The following is a 21,837-nucleotide window of genomic DNA, read 5'->3' on the forward strand; positions in this document are numbered from 1 at the left end:
GCGCGGCGCGGGACCACGCCCGCGACCGCCGCGCCGAGCCCTCCGGGGCGGGCGGCGGGGACGCCCTCGCGGGAGGCGAGGGTCATCGCGAGCCGGGCGGTGACGGCGGCGGTGACGGCGGCGAGCGCGCCCCGGGCCCAGGAGTCGGCGTAGGCGTTCGCGAGGGCGGCGGCCTGGACGAGGAGGACGAGGAGCAGGGAGATGACGCCGAAGGGGCCGATGTCGGACTGCTTCATGATCCGCAGGGCGTCTTCGGCGGGCTTGGCGCTGCCGAGTCCGTCGGCGGTGTCGGCGAGCCCGTCGAGGTGGAGGCCGCGGGTCAGGGCGGCGGGGACGGCGACGGTGACGGCGGCGGCGAGCAGGGGCCCGCCGCCGAGCAGGAGCAGCAGGGTGGCGGGTACGGTGGCGAGCAGGCCGACGGCGAGGCCGGCGAGCGGGGCGCAGGCCATGCCGGTGCGGGCGGCGGGCCGGTCCCAGCGGGTGATGCGCGCGGGCAGGACGGTCAGCGTGCCGAAGGCGAAGCGGATCCCGTCGGCCAGCGTGGCGCGCTCCTCGGGCGGGAGCGGCGGTCGATCATCGGTCGAATCTGTCATCGGCGCGAACGCTACCCGCTTACGGTGGACGGTAAATTGCTCATTACGTGTCATATCGGGAGCGGGTGTCGTGGGTCACTGGTGGGAGCGGAACATCGTCGATCCGGGGAAGCTCCCGCTGCTGCTCGCCCTGTTGTCGTTCGTGTTCTCGTTCCTGGTCACACGGGTGATCACCCGGCTGATCCGGGCGGGGCGGGGGCCCTTCAAGAACATCACCCCGGGCGGTCTGCACGTCCACCACGTGGTGCCCGGCGTGGTCCTGGTGATCATCGGCGGGTTCGGGGCGGTGGGCAGCGGCGGGCACACGTTCGGCGCGGGCCTGTCGGCCGTGCTCTTCGGGCTGGGCGCGGGGCTGGTGCTGGACGAGTTCGCGCTGATCCTGCACCTGGACGACGTCTACTGGAGCGAGCAGGGCCGCAAGAGCGTGGAGGTCGTCGTACTGACGGCCGCGATGGTCGCCCTGGTGCTGGGCGGCTTCCTGCCCTTCGGGGTGAACGAGCTGTCGCCCGGGGAGCGGCACAGCCGGGGACTCGTCGTCATGAACACCGCCACCAACTTCTTCCTGGCGCTGATCGCCCTGTGGAAGGGCAAACCGCGCACGGCCGTCTTCGGGACGGTCATCCCCTTCGTCGCGCTGATCGGCGCGATCCGGCTGGCCCGGCCCGGGTCCCCCTACGCGAAGCGGTTCTACGCGCACCGGCCGCGCGCCCGCGCCAAGGCGGGGCTGCGGGCCTTCCACCACGACCGGCGCTGGGCCCGGCCGCGCCGCCGGTTCGAGAACTTCATCAGCGGCCTGTCCGATCCCGACCGCGAGCGGGAACGGGAACGGGAACGGGACCGGCAGCGGAGCGGCGGCGGGGGCGGTCCGGGGCACGGCTGCGGATGACACGAAGGGTCCGCCCCCTGTGACGGGGGCGGACCCTTCGCGTGGATCGGTGTCCTGTGCGCGGGCGCGGTCAGCCCGGGATGAGGCCGTCGTCGCTGAGCATGTCCCGGACCTCGTCGAGGGTCGCGTCCGGGGCGGGCAGGATCAGCTCGGAGGGCTCCAGGGCGTCGTCGGGCAGGGGGGTGCCCAGCCGCCGTACGGCGTCGAGCAGGGCGCCCAGCGTGCGCCGGAAGCCCGCCTCGTCGCCCGACTCCATCTCCTCCAGGAGTTCGTCGTCCAGCTTGTTGAGCTCGGCGAAGTGACCGTCGGCCACCTTCACCTGACCTTCCCCCATGATGCGGACAATCATGACGGGCCCCTGTCCTACTGCTTGTCGAACCGGTGCTGGGTCTGCTGCGGCTGGGCGGTGCCCGGGGCGCCGCCCTCGATGGCCTGCTGCTGCGCGGACGGGCCGCCGGCCAGCTCCGCCTTCATCCGCTGGAGCTCCAGCTCGACGTCGTTGCCGCCGGAGAGGCGGTCGAGCTCGGCCTGGATGTCGTCCTTGGAGCCGAGGCCGCTCTGGTCGTCCAGGGCGCCGGAGGCCAGCAGCTCGTCGATCGCGCCGGCGCGGGCCTGGAGCTGGGCGGTCTTGTCCTCGGCCCGCTGGATCGCCAGGCCGACGTCGCTCATCTCCTCGGAGATGCCGGAGAAGGACTCCGCGATCCGCGTCTGCGCCTGGGCGGCGGTGTAGGTGGCCTTGATGGTCTCCTTCTTCGTCCGGAAGGCGTCCACCTTGGCCTGGAGGCGCTGGGCGGCCAGCGTCAGCTTCTCCTCCTCGCCCTGGAGGGTCTGGTGCTGCACCTCCAGGTCGCTGACCTGCTGCTGGAGCGAGGAGCGGCGGGACAGGGCCTCGCGGGCCAGGTCCTCACGGCCCAGGGCGAGGGCCTTGCGGCCCTGGTCCTCCAGCTTGGCGGACTGGCTCTGCAGCTGGTTGAGCTGGAGCTCCAGCCGCTTGCGGGAGGTCGCCACGTCGGCGACGCCTCGGCGCACCTTCTGCAGCAGCTCCAGCTGCTTCTGGTAGGAGTAGTCGAGGGTCTCGCGCGGGTCCTCGGCCCGGTCAAGGGCCTTGTTCGCCTTCGCGCGGAAGATCATCCCCATACGCTTCATGACACCGCTCATGGGCTGCGCGCGCCCCCTTCTAGACGGACTGTGCTCCAGGTCACCGACAGGACCCACAGTACGGGCCCTGCTTCCATTACCGCACTGTTCGAGTACGGATGCGCTCCTCCTCCAGGACGAGTACCCCCGCGCCGTATCAGGCGTAAGGAGTAGGTGATCCCCGAGGACCTCAGGAGCCTCGTACGGGGAAGACGCCCGCCGTTGCCGGATCGTTCCCCGCCGAGGTGGGCCGCCCGCCCTCGACCACGTAGGGTTGTGTCTGTGTTTGGTAGCCGCTCCTCCAAGGAAGAGAAGGCCTCCGCCACCGAAAAGGTGAGCGCCGGCCCCTCGCAGCCCCGTGACCCGCAGGCCCCCAAGGGCCGCCCGACGCCGAAGCGTGCTGTGGCCCAGTCGCAGCGCAAGGCCGTCGTGGCCTCGACCGGCAACCGCAAGGAGGACGCCCGCCGGGCCCGCGAGCGCCGCCGGGAAGAGATGGCCCGGCAGCGCGAGGCGCTGGCCAACGGCGACGAGCGCTATCTGCCGGCCCGTGACAAGGGTCCCGTCCGCCGGTTCGTCCGCGACTTCGTGGACTCCCGCTTCTCCGTCGCCGAGATGTTCCTGCCGCTGGCCGTGATCATCCTGGTGCTGAGCATGATCCGGGTCCCCTCGATCCAGAACGTCGCCCTGCTGCTGTGGCTCGGCGTGATCGTCCTGATCGTCCTGGACTCGATCGGCCTCGTCTTCCGCCTCCGCAAGGCCCTGAACGAGCGCTTCAAGGACGAGCCCCGCCGCGGCGCCATCGCCTACGGCCTGATGCGCACCCTCCAGATGCGCCGCCTGCGCCTCCCCAAGCCGCAGGTCAAGCGCGGGGAACGGCCCTGACCGGAGCGACGCCCGGTTCAACTGGGGCGTCGAAGGGGGAGGGCTTCGCGGGGGGAGCCAGGCTCTGGCTGGAGGGCCTGGGCGGACTGCGCAACGCGGTCCGCCAGGAACTCGTCGGCCGGCAGGTCGAGGAACAGATCACGCAGCGCTTCCCGGTCGGGCAGCGGCTGCGCGTCCTCGACGTCGGCATGGGCCAGGGGACCCAGGCACTGCGCCTGGCCCGCGCCGGGCACATGGTCACCGGTCTCGAACAGGACGCCGCCATGCTGGCCGTCGCGCACGCCGCGCTGGCCGCCGAGCCCGCCGGGATCCGCGACCGGGTCGAGCTGATCGAGGGCGACGGCCGGGAGACGGGCGCGCACTTCGGGCCCGGCAGCTTCGACGTGGTGCTGTGCCACGGAGTACTGATGTACGTGTCCGAGGCCGACGCCATGCTCGCCGGGCTGGCCCGGATGCTGGCCCCGGGCGGACTGCTGTCCCTGCTCGTGCGCAACGGCGACGCCCTCGCCCTGCGGCCGGGGCTGTCCGGGGACTGGACGGGGGCGCTGGCCGCCTTCGACACCGTCGACTACACGAACCGGCTGGGCCTGGAGGTACGGGCCGACCGGCTCGCCGACCTGACGGCCACCCTGTCGGGGATCGGCGCGCCGCTGCACGCCTGGTACGGGGTCCGCGTCTTCACCGACGGGACCGAGGCCGCGGCCGAGCTCCCGCCCGAGGAGGAGCTGGAGCGGCTGCTGGCCGCCGAGGAACGGGCCGGGCGCACCGACCCCTACCGCTCGGTCGCCGCGCTGCTGCACCTGTGCGGGGTGCGGGGCTGAGGAAGCCCGCGGAACGGAAAACCCCCGGGGATCCGCCCCCGGGGGTTTCGTACGTCAGGCCTCCGCTGCCGCGCTGAGGCTCATCGTGTAGATCTCCGTCGAGTCCTCGAACAGGGTGACCCGTTCCGCGCCGCCGTCCAGGAGCTCCTTCCAGACCTCGCCGATCCAGGACTCCGCGTCCCCCTGCGTGGTGAACTCCTCCGGTTCCACCGCCGGGGCCACCTCCGCGCCGTCGGCCGCCTCGAACCGCCACGTCCACGCCATGTCCGCCTCCGTTGCTCGTCCGCTACTCGCCTTGAGTGTGCCCAGAGAGTAACCGGGCGCGCACCAGTACCGGCGAAGCGAGAGGATCTCCGTGTGGAACTCACTCTCCTCGGCACCGGTACCCCCGAAGGACTGCCCCGCCCCGGCTGTCCCTGCGCGGTCTGCGCGGTCTGCGTCGGCACCCGGGCGCGCGCCGCGACCTCCGTCCTCGTCGACGGCGCGCTCCTCCTCGACCTCACCCCCGGGGCGGTCCTGGCCGGGGCCCGCGCCGGGCATTCGCTGGCGGGCGTACGGCAGGTGCTGCTGACCCACCCGCACGACGGGCCCCCCGTCGAGCTGCCGCCCGGGCTGCCCGCCGCCGGACGAGTCCCCGACGGGCGGGAACTCGCCGTGATCAGCGGGCACCGGGTGCGGGCCGTACCGATGGACGCGCCCGGCACCGGGTACGAGGTCACCGGCCCCGACGGGGCCCGGATGCTGTACCTGCCGCCCGGCGGGGCACCGGCCGGCACCGAGGCGACGCCCGCCCGCCGCCCCTACGACGTGGTCCTCGCCGACGTGCTCGGCCGGCCCGAGGCCCTGGCCCGGCTCCGGTCGACCGGAGCCGTCGGCCCCGCCACCGACGTGATCGCCGTCCACCTCGACCACGACACCCCGCCCGGCCGGGAACTGGACCGCCGCTGCGCCGCCGCCGGGGCCCGCGCCGTACCCGACGGCACCACGCTCACCGCGGGCGACTACCACGCGGTGCCCGACGTACCGCGCCGCACCCTGGTGCTCGGCGGCGCCCGCTCCGGCAAGTCCGTCGAGGCGGAACGGCGCCTGGAGGCCTTCCCCGAGGTGACCTACGTCGCCACCGGCGGCACCCGCGACGGCGACGCGGAATGGGCCCAGCGCGTCGGCCTCCACCGCGAGCGGCGGCCCGCCCACTGGAGGACGGCCGAGACCTGCGACCTGGTACCGCTGCTGGAACTGCCCGGGGCACCCCTGCTGATCGACTGCCTCGCCCTGTGGCTCACCGACGCCATGGACCGCGCCGGGGCCTGGGACGACGCCGTCTGGGCGGCCGGCGGGCAGAAGGAGCTCCGCGCCCGGATCGCGGACCTGGTGGCGGCCGTCCGCGCCACCCGCCGCACGGTGGTGCTCGTGAGCAACGAGGTGGGCTCCGGGGTGGTCCCCGCGACCGCCTCCGGACGGCGGTTCCGCGACGAGCTGGGCCGCCTCAACAACGCGGTCGCGGGCGAGTGCGAGCACGTCCTCCTGGTCGTCGCCGGGCAGGCCCTCGTACTCAAGGAGCAGCCTTCCTGACGGATCGGCGGCCGCCCCCCGAAGGAGGCTCCCGGCGGCTGTAATCTCTGGCAGATGACCACGCTGAATCTCGACGACTTCTCCGATCTGATCGAACGCCCCGACGGGGGCGTCCGTCGTGACGCCGAGGAGCGCCGTGGACGGCTCGGCGTGCCGCCCGGTGCCCTGGGCCGGCTCGACGAGCTCGCCGAATGGCTGGCCGCCGCGCAGGGCCGGGTACCGGTCAAGCCCATCGAGCGGCCGCGGGTCGTCCTGTTCGCTGCCGACCACGGCATCGCCGCCGGCGGGGTCTCCGCCCGGCCCGCGGGCGGCGCCCACGAGCTGGTGCGCGCCGTCCTCGACGGGACCAGCCCGGTCTCGATCCTCGCCGAGCGCTTCGGCGCGGGCGTCCGCGTCATCGACGCCGGCCTCGACTGCGACCCGCAGCTGCTGCCCGAGGAGGTCGTCCGCCACCGCGTACGACGCGGCAGCGGACGCATCGACGTCGAGGACGCGCTCACGGCCGAGGAGGCCGAGGCCGCGCTGAGGCTCGGCATCCGGATCGCCGACGAGGAGGCCGACTCCGGGACGGACCTCGTCGTCCTCGGCGACCTCAGCGTGGGCGGCACCACCGTCGCCGCCACCCTCGTCGCCGCCCTGTGCGGCACCGACGCCTCCGTGGTCACCGGCCGAGGCGGACGGCCCATCGACGACCTGGCCTGGATGCGCAAGTGTGCCGCCATCCGCGACTCGCTGCGCCGCGCCCGCCCCGTGCTCGGCGACCAGACGGCGCTCCTGGCGGCGGTCGGCGGCGCCGACGTCGCCGCCATCACCGGCTTCCTGCTCCAGTCCGCGGTACGCCGTACGCCCGTCATCCTCGACGGGATCGTCTCGGCCGCCTGCGGGCTCGTCGCCCAGCGGGCCGCCTTCCGCGCCCCGGACTGGTGGCTCGCCGGACAGAGCAGCGGGGAACCGGGCCAGGCCAAGGCACTGGACCGGATGGCACTCAACCCCGTGCTCGACCACGGCGTCACAGTGGGAGAGGGAACCGGTGCCCTGCTGGCGCTCCCCCTCGTCCAGGCGGCCGCCGCGCTCGCCGCGGAACTCCCGGAGACGTCCTCCGGAGAGACCCCGACGGACCAGAAGACGGACTGAAAGTACCGGGCACCAAGGGCCTGGCCGGTCCGCAGTGCCCGTACGGCCTGCGGACCGGTGACGCCCATATCATCGCGTTTCATGGGAGAGGTCCGCTTGACCAGCGTAGAAAACCGGAACAGCCTCGATCAGGCTTCCGGCAAGGGTTCCAGCAACAAGAAGGAGAAGGAGAAGGAGCAGGGAGGGGAGGCCGCGGCCAAGCCGGAGACCCGCAGGGGAAGCCCGGGTTCGCGGCGCAGCGCCGCCTTCGCGGTCTGGTACCTGCGGGCCGTCACCTTCGTCAACTTCCTCAGCGCGGTGTGGCTCTCGCTCGGGCAGGACCTGCGCAGGCACAACACCGCCGACTTCTACACCCCGTACCTGCTGACGGCCGGCTTCGCCTCCGGCCTGTTCTCGCTGCTGCTCGCCGTCACCATGGGCCGCCGCAAGCGCGCCGCCTGGATCCTCAACCTGGTCGTCAGCGGACTGCTGCTGATGGCGTTCGCCGTCGCCGCCTTCGCCCCGTGCACCGGCGGCGAGTTCAGCCTGTGCTACCCGGAGTTCCGCGACCACGCCCAGAACTGGGTCTCGCTCGCCCTCACCGCCGCGTTCGTCGGCGCCCTCCTGATGGGCCGCCACGAGTTCTACGCCAAGGGTGACCGCTCCAACCCCGCGCTGGCCACCGTCGTCGGCGCCGCCGGCCTGCTGCTCACCTCGCTCGTCGCCGCCCTCCTCGTCGGCGCCACCAACACCGACCCCGACCGGGCCGACGCCACGTTCCTCGCCCGCTGGCGCTACGGCGTGATGCGGCTGATCACCCTCGCCCCCGACGACAAGGCGTACAACGCGATCACCACCCCCGCCTGGGTGGACGTCTTCATCAACGTCATGTCGATGCTGCTGCTGCTCGCCGTGCTGTTCGCCGCCTTCCGCTCGCGCCGCGCCGTCGACCCGATCACCCCCGAGGACGAGGAGAGGCTGCGCGCGCTCCTCGCCAAGCAGGGCGACCGCGACTCCCTCGGCTACTTCGCGCTGCGCCGCGAGAAGTCCGTCATCTGGTCCCCCACCGGCAAGGCCGCCGTCACCTACCGCGTCGTCGGCGGGGTCTCGCTGGCCTCCGGCGACCCCATCGGCGACCCCGAGGCCTGGCCCGGCGCCATCGAGCCCTGGCTGGCCGAGGCCCGCGAGCACGGCTGGGTGCCCGCCGTGATGGGCGCCTCCGAGGAAGCCGGACAGATCTACGCCCGCCACGGGCTGGACGCCCTGGAGCTGGGCGACGAGGCCATCGTCGAGACCGACGAGTTCACGCTGGAGGGCCGCGCCATGCGCACCGTCCGGCAGGCCTACAACCGCGTCAAGCGCGCCGGCTACACCGTCCGCATCCGCCGCCACGCCGACATCCCCGCCGACGAGATGGCCGTCCTCCTCCAGCGCGCCGACGACTGGCGCGACGGCGCCACCGAACGCGGCTTCTCCATGGCCCTGGGACGCCTCGGCGACCCCGACGACGGCCAGTGCGTGATGCTGGAGTGCACCGACGGCAACGGCGACCTGCGCGCCGTGCTGTCCTTCGTACCGTGGGGCCCCAAGGGGCTCTCCCTCGACCTGATGCGCCGTGACCGGGACTCCGAGAACGGCCTGATGGAGTTCATGGTCATCGAACTCCTGGAACGCTCGAAGGAGATCGGCGTCACACAGGTCTCACTGAACTTCGCGATGTTCCGTTCCGTCTTCGAGCGGGGGTCCAAGCTCGGGGCGGGTCCGGTGCTGCGCATGTGGCGCTCGCTGCTGAGCTTCTTCTCCCGCTGGTGGCAGATCGAGTCCCTCTACCGGGCCAACGCCAAATACCGTCCGATCTGGGAGCCGCGGTTCATGCTCTTCGAGAAGAGTTCCGACCTGCTGCGCATCGGAATCGCGGCGGGCCGGGCCGAGGGCTTCCTGGAGGCGCCCGGCCTGCCGAAGTGGCTGCACCGCAGACATCTGGAGACGATTCGTTGACGTCGTGGACGACGGCCTCACCGCGGCGGTTCGCCCGCCGCGAGTGGGGCCCCCTGTTCTGGACCCTCGGGGACGCCCTCGTCCGTGACAAGTGGCGCGCGATCCCGATGACCATCGGCGCCGTCTGCCTCACCTCGGTCTTCCAGATCGTGCAGAACACGTCGTGGGGCTTCCAGCCCGTCCAGAACCTCGGGTCCGTCAAGGCCGTCGACCCCCTGTGGCTCGCGCTGCTGCGCACGCCGCTCTCCCTCTTCGTCCCCGCCCTCGACCTGCCCGTGTGGGGGGCGCTCGCGCAGATCCTGCTGGTCTTCGGGATCGCCGAGATCTGCATCGGCTGGTGGCGCACCCTGCTGATCGGGTACATCGCCACCCTCGCCGGCACCACCTACGCCCGCATCGGGCTCTCCCTGGGCCCCGACCACCCCTTCGGCCTGCCGGTGACCGACCGCGTCGTCAACGACACCGGCCCGTCGGCGGCGGTGGTGGGCCTGGCCATCTACGTGTGCTGGCGCTACCGGGCCTACCTCACCGGGACCCTGGTGATCCTCGTGATGACCGGGGAGGTCCTGATCAAGGACAACCTCGCCGGCAAGGAACACCTCGCGGCCATCGCCGCCGTCATGGCGGTGTGCGTGGTGCGGGCGAAGTGGGGCCCGCCCCGCTCCCGCGCCCCCCTGGGCCGCCGCACCCCACCCCCGCCCCGCCGCCTGCGCCTGCCCCGGCCCCCGGACGGGGCCTGAGGCCGGCGCCCGGCGTGGCGTGGCGTGGCGTGGCATGGACGCGGTGCCGGTTCGGGGGTGACCCTTCGCCTTCGCCTTCGCCGATCGCCCCGTACCGCCCGACGCCCTGCGGCGCCGTGCGCGCGAGCCCGTACCGTAGCCGGGTGACGACCACAGACCTCGGGCCCGGGCCCTTCCCCACCGGGCGGCAGTGGATGCGGGCCCATCCGCTCGCCACCGACGCCGTACTGGCGCTCGGGGCGCTGGTCTCCATGGTCCTCGGGTCCTTCGTCGACCCGCACGGCCCGCTCGGGCCCACCTTCCGCACCCGCGCCCCCGAGCCCGTCTCCCTGCTGCTGATGCTGCTCGGCGCGGCCGCCCTCGTCTTCCGCCGCCGCAGCCCGCGCACCGTCCTCGCCGTCACCTGCGGGCTCACCCTGATCGAGCTGGCCACCGGCGAGCCCCGGGCACCCGTCGCGATGAGCGCCGTCATCGCCCTGTACACGGTCGCCGCCCGCACCGACCGGCCCACCACCTGGCGCACCGGGCTGCTGACGATGGCCGGCCTGACCGGGGTGGCCATGCTCGCCGGGCCGCTCCCCTGGTACGCGCAGGAGAACATCGGCATCTTCGCCTGGACCGGAATGGCCGCGGCCGCCGGAGACGCCGTCCGCAGCCGGCGGGCCTTCGTCGACGCCATCCGCGAACGGGCCGAGCGCGCCGAACGGACCCGCGAGGAGGAGGCCCGGCGCCGGGTCGCCGAGGAACGGCTGCGCATCGCCCGGGACCTGCACGACGTGGTCGCCCACCACATCGCCCTGGTCAACGTGCAGGCGGGGGTGGCCGCGCACGTCATGGACAAGCGGCCCGACCAGGCCAAGGAGGCCCTGGCCCACGTACGGGACGCGAGCCGGTCCGCCCTGAACGAGCTGCGGGCGACGGTCGGTCTGCTCCGCCAGTCCGGCGACCCGGAGGCCCCGACGGAACCGGCGCCGGGGCTGGCCGTACTGGACGAGCTCCTCGACACCTTCCGGCACGCGGGCCTGCCGGTGGAGGCCACCGTCCAGCTGGGGACGGGCACCGGGCCGCTGCCGGCGGCCGTGGACCTGGCGGCGTACCGGGTGATCCAGGAGGCCCTGACCAACGTGCGCAAGCACGCGGGCCCGGGAGCGCAGGCCGAGGTCAGCGTGGTCCGGGTCGGCGCCTCGGTGGAGGTGACCGTCCTGGACGACGGCGGCGACTCCGCCGACTCCGCTCCCGCCCCCGGCCCCCCGGGCGGCGGCCACGGCCACCTCGGCATGCGCGAACGCGCCACGGCCCTGGGCGGCACCTGCTTCACGGGCCCGCGCTACGGGGGCGGGTACAGGGTGCACGCGATCCTGCCGGTGTAGCGCTCACGGCGCGGGCCCGCTTTTGCCCCCGCGAGGGGTCGGGGGCGGGGGATGGTCGGGGTCCCGGTGGGGCGGTCTCAGAGAGGGCTTGGGGGTTTCCCGTCAGTCTCATCGTCCTTCCGCGTCGGGCCGCCCTGTCAAGGGCGCTCCTTCGTCGCGTCGCTCCGCGATGGCCTTCGGCCACCCTTGACAGACCGTCCCGCCACGGAAAAACGAAGACTGCCGGGAACCCCCCAAAGGAACGGGACGGATGGAAGGCGGGCATGCGGCGGGATCAGCGCCCAGCCGGGCAGACCGGGCCACGGCAGACCACACATCCGGCCCCCGACAACGCCAAACGGCAATCCGGGCCAGCCCACGCACCAGATCGCTACGCGCTTCTCGCATCTCAGCGTCCGGCGGCCGTCTGGGGCCGCTACCCGCGCCAAAGGCCGAACAGGACGGCATCGGGCCCTGTCCGGCGCATCAGATCGCTACGCGCTGCCCATATCTCGGCGTCCGGCGGCTGTCTTGGGCTGGTCATGGGCGGGGACGATGTTCTCGACGGCGGTGGTGAACTCTCGGCCGGATGCGCCCCGGATATAGGCGAGTTCCATCCAGCGTTCGTAGGTGGGGCAGTCGGAGACGTTCTCGTTGATGACGGCCATCAGCTCGCCCTCGGTGCCGGAGGCGAGGTCGTGGACCCGGCGGCGCAGGAGGCGGTGGGGGACGTACTCGTACTGCTCACTCATCGGACGGCCCTTCGGCCGTGCCGACGCCGCAGATGCCATCGCTCGGCTGGGGCCAGTGGATGAGGAATCGCATGAGACCCCGCTCCGCGCGGGCCAGCAGTTCCGGGGATGGCTGGCCGTGGCCGGATGGCCCGGGGGCGGGCTCTTGTACGTCAACGGTCATTCAGGTGTCCTCCCTTGCTCTCTCTGCGACCGTAGGCGTGGGCACGAGATGCAACGAGGACACATCAGAGGACATCTCGCCGGAGTAGCGTCATCCCCGGACAAGTGGCTCTCGTCGCACTGGGGAGATTGATGTCCCAGATTCCTGGAAATCCCGCCTTCCGTGCCGCGCGGCTGGAACGTGGTTGGCACAGCCAGGCCGACGTGGCCCGGGCCTATGCCGTACACGCGGCAGCCCTGGGTGAGACGGGCGAGATCGATGTACGGCAGGTGCGGCGCTGGGAGTCGGCGAAGCCGGGCTGGCCCAACACCCAGGCGCGACGAGTACTGCGGGCCATGTTCGGGATGCCGTTGGAGCAACTGGGCTTCGTGCCGCCCCACAGCGCACGGACGGAACCGGCTGAGGAGGGCGCGGTGCGTAGGCGGTCGTTCCTTCAGGGGGTGCTCGGAATCGCTCCGTTGCTCGGCCCGTCAGGCCTTGACCGGTTGAACCATGCACGCCGCTACCAAGACCAGGCTCTGGTCGGGTACCTGCGCAGCGCTCTGGACGAGTTGGCCCGGGCTGACGGAAGTGCCGGGCCTCGGCAGGCGCTTCCAGCGGCGTCCGAGCTCCTGGCCGTCATCGAGCACCTGGCTCATGAAGCCTCTCCGTCCATCCGTCGCGAACTGCTCGGCGTGGGCGCACGGGCAGCGGAGTTCACCGCCTGGCTGCATCGGGACGCGGGCGCCCCGGCACACGTCACGGTCTTCCTTCACGACCGAGCCGTCGAGTGGGCGACCGTCACGGGCGACGCCCCCATGCACGCCTATGTCCTCCTGCGGAAGGCGCAGGCAACCGATCGCCATGACGCAGGTCGCATGCTCGACCTCGCGCACGCCGCCGCCCACGGCCCCTGGACGCTCCCGCCGCGCGCCCAGGCTGAGGCCCTCCAGCAGGAAGCGCGCGCCCTCGCCCTCACCGGAGCCCCGCCCGACACCGTCGCCCGCACCCTGGACCAAGCCCACCATGCCCTTGGCCGGGCCGGGAATCCCGAACCCGCCAGCTGCACCGGGCCCCTGTGCGCCGGATACACCATCGATCGACTGATGGCACAGAGCGCGATCAGCCACCGCGAGGCCGGCCAGGCCTCCCGCGCCGTGGACCTCCTCCGACAACACCTGGCCCAGGGCACCTTCGCCCCTCGCGACCGTGCGTTCTTCACCGCCCACCTCTCGGGAGCGCTGGCGGCAGCGGATGAACCCGACCATGCCGCCACCACCGGCATGGCCGCACTCCGTCTCGCCGCCACGCCCGGCTTCGGCCAAGCACTGGGCGAGCTGCGCAGAACGGCCGCGGAGCTGCGCGTCCACGCACGACGTCCTGCCGTCCGCGAGCTGCGCCAGGCCCTTGCGGAGCTGCCGGTCTAGGCCGCCAGGAACCCGCTCACCCGGTCGATGACCTGCGCCTGCCAGATCTGCGTCTGCGGATCGGCGTAGCCAGGGTCCTCGTGTACGGCGAATCCGTGCTGGGCGCCGTCCAGTTCCAACAGCTCGGCAGGACCGGTGAAGGCGGGAAGGTACCGGCGTGAGGACTCCACCGGCACGAACGTGTCCTTCGTCCCGTGCACGACCAGGACCGGCGCCCGAACCGCTCGCAGGTAGACCTCCGGGTCCAGATAGAACACCTCGTTGTGCAGAGCCCGGCCCAGTTCGAAGGGCGACTTCTCGGTGAAGCCGACCTCGTTCAGATCCCGCGCGGCCGTGCTGGAGATGTAGTCGCCCTCGAAGTACGGGCGGCTGTCCACGTAACGGTCCCGATAGTCCAGGCGCGGGTTCAACAGCACCAGCCGTCCCACGTCCTGAGGCCGGTAGCCGGCGTGCAACGCGGCGGCACCCCCGGAGAACGAGGCCGCGATCACATGAGGCGCCACGTCGATCCCCCTCTCCCGGCGCACCTGGTCCACGGCGGCCCGGATGTCGTTGGCGATCCCGGCGATGGTGATGTCCCGCGCTCGCCCCCCGCTCGCCCCGTGCGCCCGCAGATCGAACCGCAACGAGAGCAAGCCGGCCTCAGCGAGCCCTCCAGCCAGCCGGCTGAAGAAGCCCCCCTCCTCCCTGGTGACGCCGGCACCGTGTACCAGGACGGCGCACCCCTTCGCCGCCACCTCAGTCGGCGCCATGACCGTCCCCGCCAGCTCTGTACCGTCGAGCGACCGGAACCGAACTTCCCACTCAGAGGCCATGCCCCCGATGGTAGGGAGCAGAAGCCGAATCCGGCTGCCGGACGCCGAGAAACGAGGAGCGTAGAGCAATCTCACGCGCCCACCACTCCCGGATGCCGCCCGAATTGGCATGTCGTGCAGGTACCAGCCCCAGACGGCCGCCGGACGCTAAGCGATGAGGAGCGCGTAGCGATTTGATGCGTGGGGTGGCCCCAGGCTCCGGCTTCGCCGGTCGGGGGCCGGGTCTCTGGTCTGCCGACCCCCGACCTCCCGGCTCATCGCTGATTCGGCCGCATGCCCCATGAACGTCCGTCCCGTTCCTTTGGGGGGTTCCCGGCAGTCTTCGGCATTTCGCGGCGGGACGGTCTGTCAAGGGTGGCCGAAGGCCATCGCGAAGCGACGCGACGAAGGAGCGCCCTTGACAGGGCGGCCCGACGCGGAAGGACGATGAGACTGACGGGAAACCCCCAACCCTCCCTGAGACCGCTGAGTGGGGTCCCGACCTCCCCCGGTCCCGGTCAGCAGGTCAGTCCCGCCCCGGCGGCCTTCCGCCCCCGCCCCGCCCACCCGCACCCGGGGAGGCGGGTGGGCAAGCTCCGACCCGCCCCCGGCACCTCGAGGGGGAGATGGCGGGCCCGAACGAGAAGGGGTGCACTGTCTCCCCGCCCGTCAGCAGGGCTTGCGCCAGGGGCCCAGGCCGTATTTCTTTTCCATCGAGCTCAGTTTCAGTTCGCGTGAGCGGTCGCAGAACTCGCTCGTCGAGCGTTCGTATTCGACGTGGAAGACCGCCTTGCCCGCCTTGATGAAGGGGGTCAGGCTGTCGCATTCCTCGTACTGGGCGCACTGTTCGTTGACCGCGAAGTCGAAGTCGCCGACCAGTTGCGGGATCTGGTCCAGGTCGTTCTTCAGGCCCACCGCCATCCCCCGGTCGTGGGCGAGCCGGGCGATCAGGCGGTTGTAGGTGAGCTGGTGGTCGGCCGTCAGCGGGAAGCCCGTCTGGTTCTTGTAGCCGTCCATGTTGTCCGGCTCCACCGCGTCGAAGCCCTTCTCCCGGCACATGTCGAAGCGCTTCGCCATCAGGGGTTCCAGGGCGGCCGTCTGCCGGATGTCGAGCCAGCGTTCGCCCTCCCAGCCGTTGCCCTCGCCGAGGAGGGGCTTGGGGAAGGCGTCGGCGTCGGAGCGGAAGTCCTCCCAGGCGCCCGTGGAGATGTAGCAGATGGTCCGCCGGCCGGCCGCCCGCAACCCCGCCACCTGCTCCTTCGTCGTGTTGAACCCGTCCACGTCGTACACCAGCACCTTCACCGACGTGTCCAGCTTTTCCGTGAGCTGCCACTGCCAGGCCGTCCCCGGCCGGGGTTGCCAGCGTCCGCCCGGGGCCTGGGAGGGTTCCGGGGCCGGGGTCTGCCCGTCGTCGTCCCCGTCGTCCGGGCCCGCCGTGCAGGCGGCGGTGAGCAGCAGCAGGGCGGCCAGCGCGGCGGTGGCGAAACGCTTCATCCGACGGTCTCCAGGGCGTACGGGAGGGTCCCCCACGGGTGGGCGCCGGTGCCGGGGACGGCGCAGTGGACGGCCGCGTGCCGCTCGGCGGCGAGCTGGGCGGCCGGGGCGTGCGGCGGGACGGCGTAGACGAGGTGGCAGAACCGGTCGGCCGGGTGGTCGGCGGTCCAGGGGGGCGGTGCGGAGGCCCCGTCGCGGTAGGCGTCCCAGGGGCCCTCGAAGGTGACGAGGAGGTCGGCGAGGGCGGCGTACCCGGGGTGCGGGTGGACGCCGTGGTTGAGGACGAGCATACGGGCTCCGGCGGCCCGGGCGGCGACGGTGAGACGGCCGTAGTGGGGCAGGAGTTCGGGACCGGAGGCGGCCTGGTCGAGGAAGGCACCGTCGGCGTCGTACCAGTCGCGGTGGCGTAGCAGGTCCTGGACGACGTCGGCGTGGGGGCGGCGTCCGTAGTCGGTGTCGGTGTAGCCGAGGACGGGGACGCCGGCCTCCCGGAGCCGGGCGGCGACGGCGGCGAACCGTGCGTCGGGGGCCTCGCCCGGCCCGCTGGCGGGGTTGAGGACCACCGAGTGCAGCCGGCCGGCGGAGGCGATGAGCTGTTCCCAGGCCTCGGGCCGGTCGGCGGGATGCTCGTAGAGCGGGACCAGGAGCATGGGGGCCTTCTCGGGGTACGGGGTCATCGGTGTGCCGTCGCGCGGCCGAGGAGCAGGCAGACCAGGACGGACAGGACGGCCGCCGCCACGCCCGCCACGGCCGGCTGGAGCAGCCGGGGCGCCGCGGCGCCGGCCAGCAGGGCCAGGCTCTGGGCGGCGGCCGCGGCGGCGCAGATCGCGGCGGCGGGGCGGACGGCGCCGAAGGACTGCAGGAGCAGCCCGGTCCACATCACGGCGCCGAGCAGCAGCAGGGTGGCGACGCGGTCCCAGGTCAGGCCGGGGGCCTGCGGCCACAGCAGGGTGCCGGCGGTGCCGAGCAGGAGCAGCACCGCGAGGTAGAGGGCGAGGCACTGGCCGAGGGTGGCGAGCATGCGCCGCCGGAAGGACCGGGGGGAGCGGGCGGCGCGCAGCCCGGCCAGGCTGCCGCTGCGGAAGCGGTGCAGGAGCCATTCGGCGGGCCCCATGCTGAGGGTGAGGGCCACCGCCGAGGGGGCGGCGACGGCTTCGGCGGGGCCGCCGGTGAGCACCTCCCCGAGGGCGGCGTACAGCACGAGCAGGCCGGTGCCGAGGCCGAAGACCCCGTACGGCACCGAGTCCCCGATGCGGGGCCCGTGGCGGCGGTGCTCCTCTTCGGCGCCGCGCAGCATCCGCCAGCGCACGGCGCCCTCTTCGCCGGGGTGGCGCCGCGCCGAACCGCGGATCTTGCGTACGGCGGCCCGTACCCCCTGCGCCACCGGGAGTTCCCGCAGGGCCAGGGCGCAGGCGGCGGCCAGGGAGGTGAGCAGCAGGGCGACGCGTACGGGTACGGGCGGGTCGGTGAAGAGGGCGAGGACCGACCCGGCGGCCATCGGGGCGAGCGCGGCGAGCAGCAGCCGTTCCCGGCCGAGGACGAGCAGGACGGTGGCGGCGCCCACGTACAGGGCCTGCCCGGCGGCGAAGGCGTACGAGAACGGGGGCCCGCCGGGTACGGCGAGGGCTGCGGCGGTGCCGAGGAGGGCGCCGACGGGGGCGCCGACGAGCAGGGTGCGTCCGGCGGCGGCGCGGTCGCCGAGGCCGAGCCAGGTGTAGGCGCGGTGGGAGAGGGTCTGGTCCCAGACCCAGCCGATGAGGGCGCCGGCGAGCAGGGTGAGGGTGCCGGCGGGCAGGCCGAGCCGGTCGGGCGGGCCTTCGAGGAGGGGTTCGCCGAGGAGGTAGGCGAGGCCGGGGAGGGCGAAGATCAGCCCGCGCAGGAGGCAGGCAATGAGGGAGACCTTCCAGGGGTCGGGGAGGGCGTCGGGTTCGGGGAAGGAGCGGGGGACGCGGTGGTAGAGCTCCTCGGCGAGGGTGAAGGAGTCGGGGCGTCCGTAGGTGAGGCGGATGTACTCGTCGGTCATGCCGTCGGATTCGAGGACGGCGGCGATCTCGTCGGGGTGGACGGCGGCGGCGACGAACGCGCCGAGCCGCTCGGCGAGTTCGTCCATCGGGTCGGCGCCCGGGTCTCCGGCCCGGCCGGGCCGGGGCAGGTCGGGCAGGGTGTCGGTGGCCGCGGCCGCGCCGGGGCGCGGGCGGACGGAGTGGCCGACGTGCGTCCAGGGGCCGTCGGGGCCCGGGGGCCGCAGCCAGAGGGATCCGCTCACCACAGGCTCCCGTCGGCGGCGAGTTCGCGGTACCAGGGGTCGGCGAGGCGCTGCGTCCACCGGTCGCCGGGGTGGACGGGCAGGACGGGCTGGCCGGCCAGCTCCCGGTAGATGTGGCGGAAGCCGTCCACGGACTGGTGGAGGGTGAACTTCTCGACGACCCGTTTGCGGGACAGGCGGCCGAGTTCGGCGCGGCGTTCGTCGTCGCGCAGGAGGGCGAGGGTGGCGCGGGCCATGGTCTCGGGCTCGCGGGGCGGGACGACGAGGCCGGTGTCGGCGACGGCCTCGCGGACGCCGCCGACGTCGGTGGAGACGGTGGTGCGGCCGCAGGACATGGCTTCGATGATGCTGAAGGGGAAGCCCTCGCTGATGCTGGAGAGCATGACGACGCTGCCGGCGGCGTAGGCCTGGGCGACCTCGCTGATCCGGCCCTCCCAGGTGATGCCGTCGGCGACGCCGAGTTCGGCGGCGAGCTTCTCCAGGCGGAGCTTGTACTCCTCGCAGCCGGCCGGGACCGGGCCGAAGAGGCGCAGGCGCAGGGCGGGCAGTTCCTCGCGCATGAACGCGTAGGCGCGGATGAGGGTTTCGAGGTCCTTGATCGGGTCGATGCGGCCGCACCAGCTGAGGGTGGGGACGTCCGGTTCGGGGCCGGCGTCGGGGAAGACGTGCGGGTCGACGCCGTTGTAGACGGTGCGGATCCGTTCGGAGTCGGCGCCTCCGCGTTCCTCCCAGCGCCGGTTGTACTGGTTGCACGGGGTGATCAGGTCGGCCTGCCGGTAGCCCTCGGAGTTCAGCTCGCGGTAGAAGCCCAGCATCAGGGCCTTGACGGGCCAGCGCTGGGCGGCGGTGCGGTAGCCGAGGTAGCGCTCGCGCAGGTAGATGCCGTGTTCGGTGAGGAGGAAGGGGACCCCGTCGAGGCGTTTGGCGGCGAGGGCGGGGAGGGTGGCGAGGCCGCTGCTGACGGCGTGGGCGACGCTGTCGGGCGGGATCCGCACGGACAGCGGGCGCAGGGCGTGTTCCAGCAGGTCGGTGGCGGTGAGTGCGTCGTGGACGGTGGGCTCGGCGGCGGCGGTGGTCAGGCCGGGGCGGGTCCATACGGCCATCAGCAGGCGCAGTACCGGTTCGGAGCGCAGGGCCGGGGCGAGCCGGCCGGCGCGGGCGAGGCGGGCGAGTTCGCCCAGGGCCTCGGAGAAGCCCCTGTCCCCGCCGGTGGCCGGGTCGGGGTCGATCAGGGAGAGCAGGAAGGTTTCGTAGACCTCGGTGAAGCGGCGGTGGGCCTTGCCGCGCAGGGCGGTGCGGCGGGCCTTCGGGGGCGGCGGGCCCCACAGCGGGACGGCGGTGTGCCGGTAGACGTTGCGCGGCAGCTCCCAGGTGACCGGCTCGCGTCCGGAGCCGGTCAGGGCTATGACGTTGAAGTCGACCTCCGGCATACCGCGAACCAGCTGGTCGCACCAGGTGCTGACGCCCCCGTGGACGTGCGGGTAGGTGCCTTCGGTGAGCATGGTGACGTGACGCCCATGGCTCATGTGCTGAGTCCCCCCAGGACTGAAAAGGGGCCGGCGCCCGTGGTTGGCGGAGCGCCGGCACTGGGTACTACGCGGTGGTGCGTGCGGTGTCGGGGCGCTGGGCCCCGCGCTCAGAGGAGCCGGAGGGTGACCGCCGACTGGAGCAGTTCGGGGCCGGTCCAGGCGGAGCGGGTGCCGGCGTAGGCGGTGCCGAAGTCGGCGGTGCCGAGCAGGAGCTGCTTCTTCGTCCCGTTCGGCGCGGTGACCGGGGCGAGGACTCCGGAGGGCGCCTTGACGGTGACGTCCTTGCCGATGCGGTAGGCGGTGACCTGGCCGGCGGCGATGGCCTTGTCCCAGGCGGCGCGGCGCTGGAGCTCGACGCCGGTGGCCTTCATGCTCTGGTTGACGATCGGCGCGCTGGGCGCGTAGAGGGAGCGGTAGGTGTCGAGGACCTGGTTGAGCACCGGGTACAAGGTGCGGTCCTCGGCGAGGTTGGACTGGTGGACGTAGTGCGGCTTGGGGTCGTTGTTCAGGACGTGGCGCATGGCGATGCGCGCCTCGGCGGGAACGATGTGGTCGAGGTAGCCGGTGGTGGCGTCCAGCGGGGCCGGCAGGCAGGTGGAGGTCGCGGGGTTGTCCTCGCAGAGGCCGCTGCCGCCGTCGGCACGGCTGGTGTAGATCCAGTTGTACTCGTCGGCCATCTCCGCGTTGGTGCCCGTGTTGTAGTACACGTTCATCGGGTAGCGGGGGACGGTCAGGGCCGCGCCGACCGCCCGCTGGTCGGGTTCGCGGGAGTTGTCGCTGCCGGCCCACTTGACGCCGTTGTCGGCGAGGGCGCCGGCCAGGTTGGGGTTGTCCTGCGGCTGCTGCGGGAGGGTCTTGAGACCGGAGTGCTCGCCGGTGACGAGCTCGGAGCGGTCGGTGGTGAGGCCCTTGGAGGCGGCCCAGTTGTTGTTGTCGCGGATCTGCGCCGAGATGTCGGCGCGGCTCATCCACAGGGTCTGGCCCTGGGCGTCCTTGGTGCAGGTCCAGGGGCTGACGCTGACGTCCTGGGTGCAGCCGAGGAAGAGGTGGGTGTAGGTGTGGTTCATCCAGCGGTACTTGGCCTTGTCGGCCAGGAGCTGGGTGGTGAGGGCGTCGGTGCCGCCGTTCTCGGTCTTCCACTCCTCGCCGGCGCCCGCGTTGAAGAGCAGGTCCAGCTTGAAGTCCTTGGAGGTCTGCCACTGCGCCAGGTACTGGGCGTCGGCGGCGGTCATGCGGATCGTCGACTCCTTGCCCTCGCCGCCCGCGCAGGCGTAGTCGCCGGGGGTGCAGTTGAGGGACTTGTCCCAGCGGGCGTCCGGGGCGAAGACGTCGTCGACGTGGACGGCGAAGTAGTTGCGCTCCTGGCCGAGGTGGACGCCCTGGGTGAGCCATTCGACGATGCCGCGCGCCAGCAGCCGGAACTGCTGCTGGTACTGGTTGTAGCCGAAGGTGACGACGAGCTCGCTGCGCCCGTCGTGGGCGTACTCGCCGACGAGCGAGCCCCGTCCGGAGCCCACGGGGGCGTCGACGTAGCTGGTGAAGCCGGCCATCGGCTTGGCGATGAACCCGTAACTCTCCGGAATGAGAGGGGAGTTGTCCTCGAAGGTCACTTGACCGCCGAGGTAGCCGAAGGGGCCCGACTTGCCGGCGGCGGTGACGGCGGCCTGCGTGCCGTCGAGGGTGCCGGTGTAGCCGCCGTTGTCCGTGTACTCCAGGCCGACCTCGGGGTGCGCCCAGGTGTAGGCGTCCACCTGGCGGATCCCGTACGCGCTCTCGTACGCGGTGAGCGCGGCCATCTCGGCGGAGCCCGCGCCGAAGGGGTTCTCGTTCGGCAGGACCACGCCCTGGTACTTGGCGCGCGGGCGGCCGCTGACGGTGTCGCTGAGGAAGGCGGCGTCGATCACCGGGCGGCTCGCGCTGCCCAGGTCGATCCGCGTGAACGGGACCCCGGTGTCGCGGAGTTCCGCGGTGATCGCGCCGACCGAGCTGCCGCCGTCGTCGACGACCAGCACCTTCAGGTCGATGCGCGGTGCCACGGTCGCCGCGTGGACGGTCGTGGCGGGTACGGCTACGGAGATCAGCGCCGCTACGCCCATGGCTGCGGCGGCCCTGTTCATCCGGTTCTTTTTGACCATTTCGGCCTTTCCCCCCGCAGGCGTCCCTCGGCGCGGCCCTTGGCGGACGGCCGGGCCGGGGAGGCTCTGTGGAAATCATGCAAAAGGACCCCGCGTCCCCTTGCGAGAGTGGCTCGATCCTCTCGGACCTCGTCAGGTCTAGGCGGCAAACCTGGAGCAGAGTCCACAGATGGGTGAACCTGACGGCCCAGCCGTCGAACAACTTGA

20 protein-coding genes are annotated in these 21,837 nt (G+C 72.7%); 9 read left to right on the forward strand and 11 right to left on the reverse strand.

Translation table 11 applies throughout. The features are described 5' to 3' along the window. Positions 1–593, reverse strand: a 593-nt coding sequence (locus ABT403_RS17975; protein ID WP_351649275.1) for an adenosylcobinamide-GDP ribazoletransferase, incomplete at its 3' end; no start/stop codon positions are given. A gap of 70 nt (positions 594–663) precedes the next feature. On the opposite strand from ABT403_RS17975, the gene ABT403_RS17980 reads away from it, so the two are divergent. After that, positions 664–1,479, forward strand: coding sequence for a hypothetical protein (locus ABT403_RS17980; RefSeq protein ID WP_344153734.1), 816 nt, complete (start codon positions 664–666; stop codon positions 1,477–1,479). Between the two features lie 70 nt (positions 1,480–1,549). On the opposite strand, the gene pspAA is transcribed toward ABT403_RS17980, so the two are convergent. Together pspAA and ABT403_RS17990 are read right to left on the reverse strand one after the other, a co-directional pair. Next, positions 1,550–1,828, reverse strand: a complete 279-nt coding sequence (gene pspAA / locus ABT403_RS17985) for a PspA-associated protein PspAA (RefSeq protein ID WP_045946913.1) — start codon at positions 1,826–1,828, stop codon at positions 1,550–1,552. A gap of 14 nt (positions 1,829–1,842) precedes the next feature. Next, the gene (locus ABT403_RS17990) at positions 1,843–2,637 is read right to left on the reverse strand and encodes a PspA/IM30 family protein (RefSeq protein ID WP_344153725.1); all 795 of its coding nucleotides are present in this window, start codon (positions 2,635–2,637) and stop codon (positions 1,843–1,845) included. Between the two features lie 261 nt (positions 2,638–2,898). Between ABT403_RS17990 and ABT403_RS17995 the strand changes: the two genes are divergently transcribed. Beyond that, on the forward strand, positions 2,899–3,498 hold the full coding sequence (locus ABT403_RS17995) for a DUF3043 domain-containing protein (protein ID WP_344153722.1): 600 nt from the start codon (positions 2,899–2,901) through the stop codon (positions 3,496–3,498). Positions 3,499–3,575: 77 nt separating this feature from the next. Next, positions 3,576–4,319 (forward strand): class I SAM-dependent methyltransferase, encoded by a 744-nt coding sequence (locus ABT403_RS18000; protein ID WP_344154819.1) that lies wholly within the window; start codon positions 3,576–3,578, stop codon positions 4,317–4,319. Between the two features lie 54 nt (positions 4,320–4,373). On the opposite strand, the gene ABT403_RS18005 is transcribed toward ABT403_RS18000, so the two are convergent. Continuing rightward, a complete protein-coding gene (locus tag ABT403_RS18005) occupies positions 4,374–4,583 on the reverse strand; it encodes a hypothetical protein (RefSeq protein WP_344153718.1) in 210 nt (69 codons plus the stop codon). Positions 4,584–4,676: 93 nt separating this feature from the next. Here ABT403_RS18005 and ABT403_RS18010 point away from each other — a divergent pair, with 93 nt between their 5' ends. The 5 genes from ABT403_RS18010 (at position 4,677) to ABT403_RS18030 (ending at position 11,112) form a co-directional block, all read left to right on the forward strand. Further along, entirely contained in the window at positions 4,677–5,891 is a 1,215-nt protein-coding gene (locus tag ABT403_RS18010; protein WP_344153715.1) for a bifunctional adenosylcobinamide kinase/adenosylcobinamide-phosphate guanylyltransferase, read from the forward strand. A gap of 54 nt (positions 5,892–5,945) precedes the next feature. Further along, complete coding sequence (cobT, locus tag ABT403_RS18015; protein WP_344153712.1) at positions 5,946–7,025, forward strand: nicotinate-nucleotide--dimethylbenzimidazole phosphoribosyltransferase; 1,080 nt, start codon at positions 5,946–5,948, stop codon at positions 7,023–7,025. 81 nt (positions 7,026–7,106) lie between these two features. Then, the gene (locus tag ABT403_RS18020; RefSeq protein WP_344153708.1) at positions 7,107–9,002 is read left to right on the forward strand and encodes a phosphatidylglycerol lysyltransferase domain-containing protein; all 1,896 of its coding nucleotides are present in this window, start codon (positions 7,107–7,109) and stop codon (positions 9,000–9,002) included. Then, a complete protein-coding gene (locus ABT403_RS18025; protein ID WP_344153705.1) occupies positions 8,999–9,742 on the forward strand; it encodes a hypothetical protein in 744 nt (247 codons plus the stop codon). The genes ABT403_RS18020 and ABT403_RS18025 overlap by 4 nt, the downstream gene beginning before the upstream one ends. Before the next feature lie 194 nt (positions 9,743–9,936). After that, a complete protein-coding gene (locus tag ABT403_RS18030) occupies positions 9,937–11,112 on the forward strand; it encodes a sensor histidine kinase (RefSeq protein ID WP_344154816.1) in 1,176 nt (391 codons plus the stop codon). 473 nt (positions 11,113–11,585) lie between these two features. On the opposite strand, the gene ABT403_RS18035 is transcribed toward ABT403_RS18030, so the two are convergent. Then, positions 11,586–11,843: a hypothetical protein gene (locus ABT403_RS18035; RefSeq protein ID WP_344153702.1), complete on the reverse strand. Its 258-nt coding sequence runs from the start codon at positions 11,841–11,843 to the stop codon at positions 11,586–11,588. A 294-nt stretch (positions 11,844–12,137) separates the two neighbouring features. Here ABT403_RS18035 and ABT403_RS18040 point away from each other — a divergent pair, with 294 nt between their 5' ends. Beyond that, positions 12,138–13,412, forward strand: coding sequence for an NsdA family TPR-like regulatory protein (locus ABT403_RS18040; RefSeq protein WP_344153699.1), 1,275 nt, complete (start codon positions 12,138–12,140; stop codon positions 13,410–13,412). Here ABT403_RS18040 and ABT403_RS18045 read toward each other — a convergent pair. From ABT403_RS18045 to ABT403_RS18070, 6 genes are all read right to left on the reverse strand, one after another. After that, positions 13,409–14,227: an alpha/beta hydrolase gene (locus ABT403_RS18045; protein ID WP_344153697.1), complete on the reverse strand. Its 819-nt coding sequence runs from the start codon at positions 14,225–14,227 to the stop codon at positions 13,409–13,411. The genes ABT403_RS18040 and ABT403_RS18045 overlap by 4 nt on opposite strands. 648 nt (positions 14,228–14,875) lie before the next feature. After that, positions 14,876–15,700, reverse strand: coding sequence for an endo alpha-1,4 polygalactosaminidase (locus ABT403_RS18050; RefSeq protein ID WP_344153695.1), 825 nt, complete (start codon positions 15,698–15,700; stop codon positions 14,876–14,878). Then, a complete protein-coding gene (locus tag ABT403_RS18055) occupies positions 15,697–16,377 on the reverse strand; it encodes a spherulation-specific family 4 protein (protein WP_344153692.1) in 681 nt (226 codons plus the stop codon). The genes ABT403_RS18050 and ABT403_RS18055 overlap by 4 nt, the downstream gene beginning before the upstream one ends. After that, a complete protein-coding gene (locus tag ABT403_RS18060) occupies positions 16,374–17,966 on the reverse strand; it encodes a hypothetical protein (RefSeq protein WP_344153689.1) in 1,593 nt (530 codons plus the stop codon). The genes ABT403_RS18055 and ABT403_RS18060 overlap by 4 nt, the downstream gene beginning before the upstream one ends. Next, positions 17,963–19,492, reverse strand: a complete 1,530-nt coding sequence (gene pelF, locus ABT403_RS18065) for a GT4 family glycosyltransferase PelF (protein WP_344153686.1) — start codon at positions 19,490–19,492, stop codon at positions 17,963–17,965. The genes ABT403_RS18060 and pelF overlap by 4 nt, the downstream gene beginning before the upstream one ends. A gap of 110 nt (positions 19,493–19,602) precedes the next feature. Then, on the reverse strand, positions 19,603–21,630 hold the full coding sequence (locus ABT403_RS18070; RefSeq protein WP_425580128.1) for a hypothetical protein: 2,028 nt from the start codon (positions 21,628–21,630) through the stop codon (positions 19,603–19,605). Between the last annotated feature and the right edge of the window lie 207 nt (positions 21,631–21,837).

Origin of the sequence: Streptomyces sp. NPDC000075, from assembly GCF_040301925.1 — a bacterium.
Taxonomy (GTDB): Bacteria; Actinomycetota; Actinomycetes; order Streptomycetales; family Streptomycetaceae; genus Streptomyces; species Streptomyces polychromogenes.

Coding starts and splice junctions, on each gene's coding strand:
- pspAA (WP_045946913.1), bottom strand. CDS start 1,828: ATGATTGTCCGCATCATGGGGGAAGGTCAGGTGAAGGTGGCCGACGGT.
- ABT403_RS17990 (WP_344153725.1), bottom strand. CDS start 2,637: ATGAGCGGTGTCATGAAGCGTATGGGGATGATCTTCCGCGCGAAGGCG.
- ABT403_RS18005 (WP_344153718.1), bottom strand. CDS start 4,583: ATGGCGTGGACGTGGCGGTTCGAGGCGGCCGACGGCGCGGAGGTGGCC.
- cobT (WP_344153712.1), top strand. CDS start 5,946: ATGACCACGCTGAATCTCGACGACTTCTCCGATCTGATCGAACGCCCC.
- ABT403_RS18020 (WP_344153708.1), top strand. CDS start 7,107: ATGGGAGAGGTCCGCTTGACCAGCGTAGAAAACCGGAACAGCCTCGAT.
- ABT403_RS18030 (WP_344154816.1), top strand. CDS start 9,937: ATGCGGGCCCATCCGCTCGCCACCGACGCCGTACTGGCGCTCGGGGCG.
- ABT403_RS18035 (WP_344153702.1), bottom strand. CDS start 11,843: ATGAGTGAGCAGTACGAGTACGTCCCCCACCGCCTCCTGCGCCGCCGG.
- ABT403_RS18040 (WP_344153699.1), top strand. CDS start 12,138: ATGTCCCAGATTCCTGGAAATCCCGCCTTCCGTGCCGCGCGGCTGGAA.
- ABT403_RS18045 (WP_344153697.1), bottom strand. CDS start 14,227: ATGGCCTCTGAGTGGGAAGTTCGGTTCCGGTCGCTCGACGGTACAGAG.
- ABT403_RS18050 (WP_344153695.1), bottom strand. CDS start 15,700: ATGAAGCGTTTCGCCACCGCCGCGCTGGCCGCCCTGCTGCTGCTCACC.
- ABT403_RS18055 (WP_344153692.1), bottom strand. CDS start 16,377: ATGACCCCGTACCCCGAGAAGGCCCCCATGCTCCTGGTCCCGCTCTAC.
- pelF (WP_344153686.1), bottom strand. CDS start 19,492: ATGAGCCATGGGCGTCACGTCACCATGCTCACCGAAGGCACCTACCCG.
- ABT403_RS18070 (WP_425580128.1), bottom strand. CDS start 21,630: ATGGTCAAAAAGAACCGGATGAACAGGGCCGCCGCAGCCATGGGCGTA.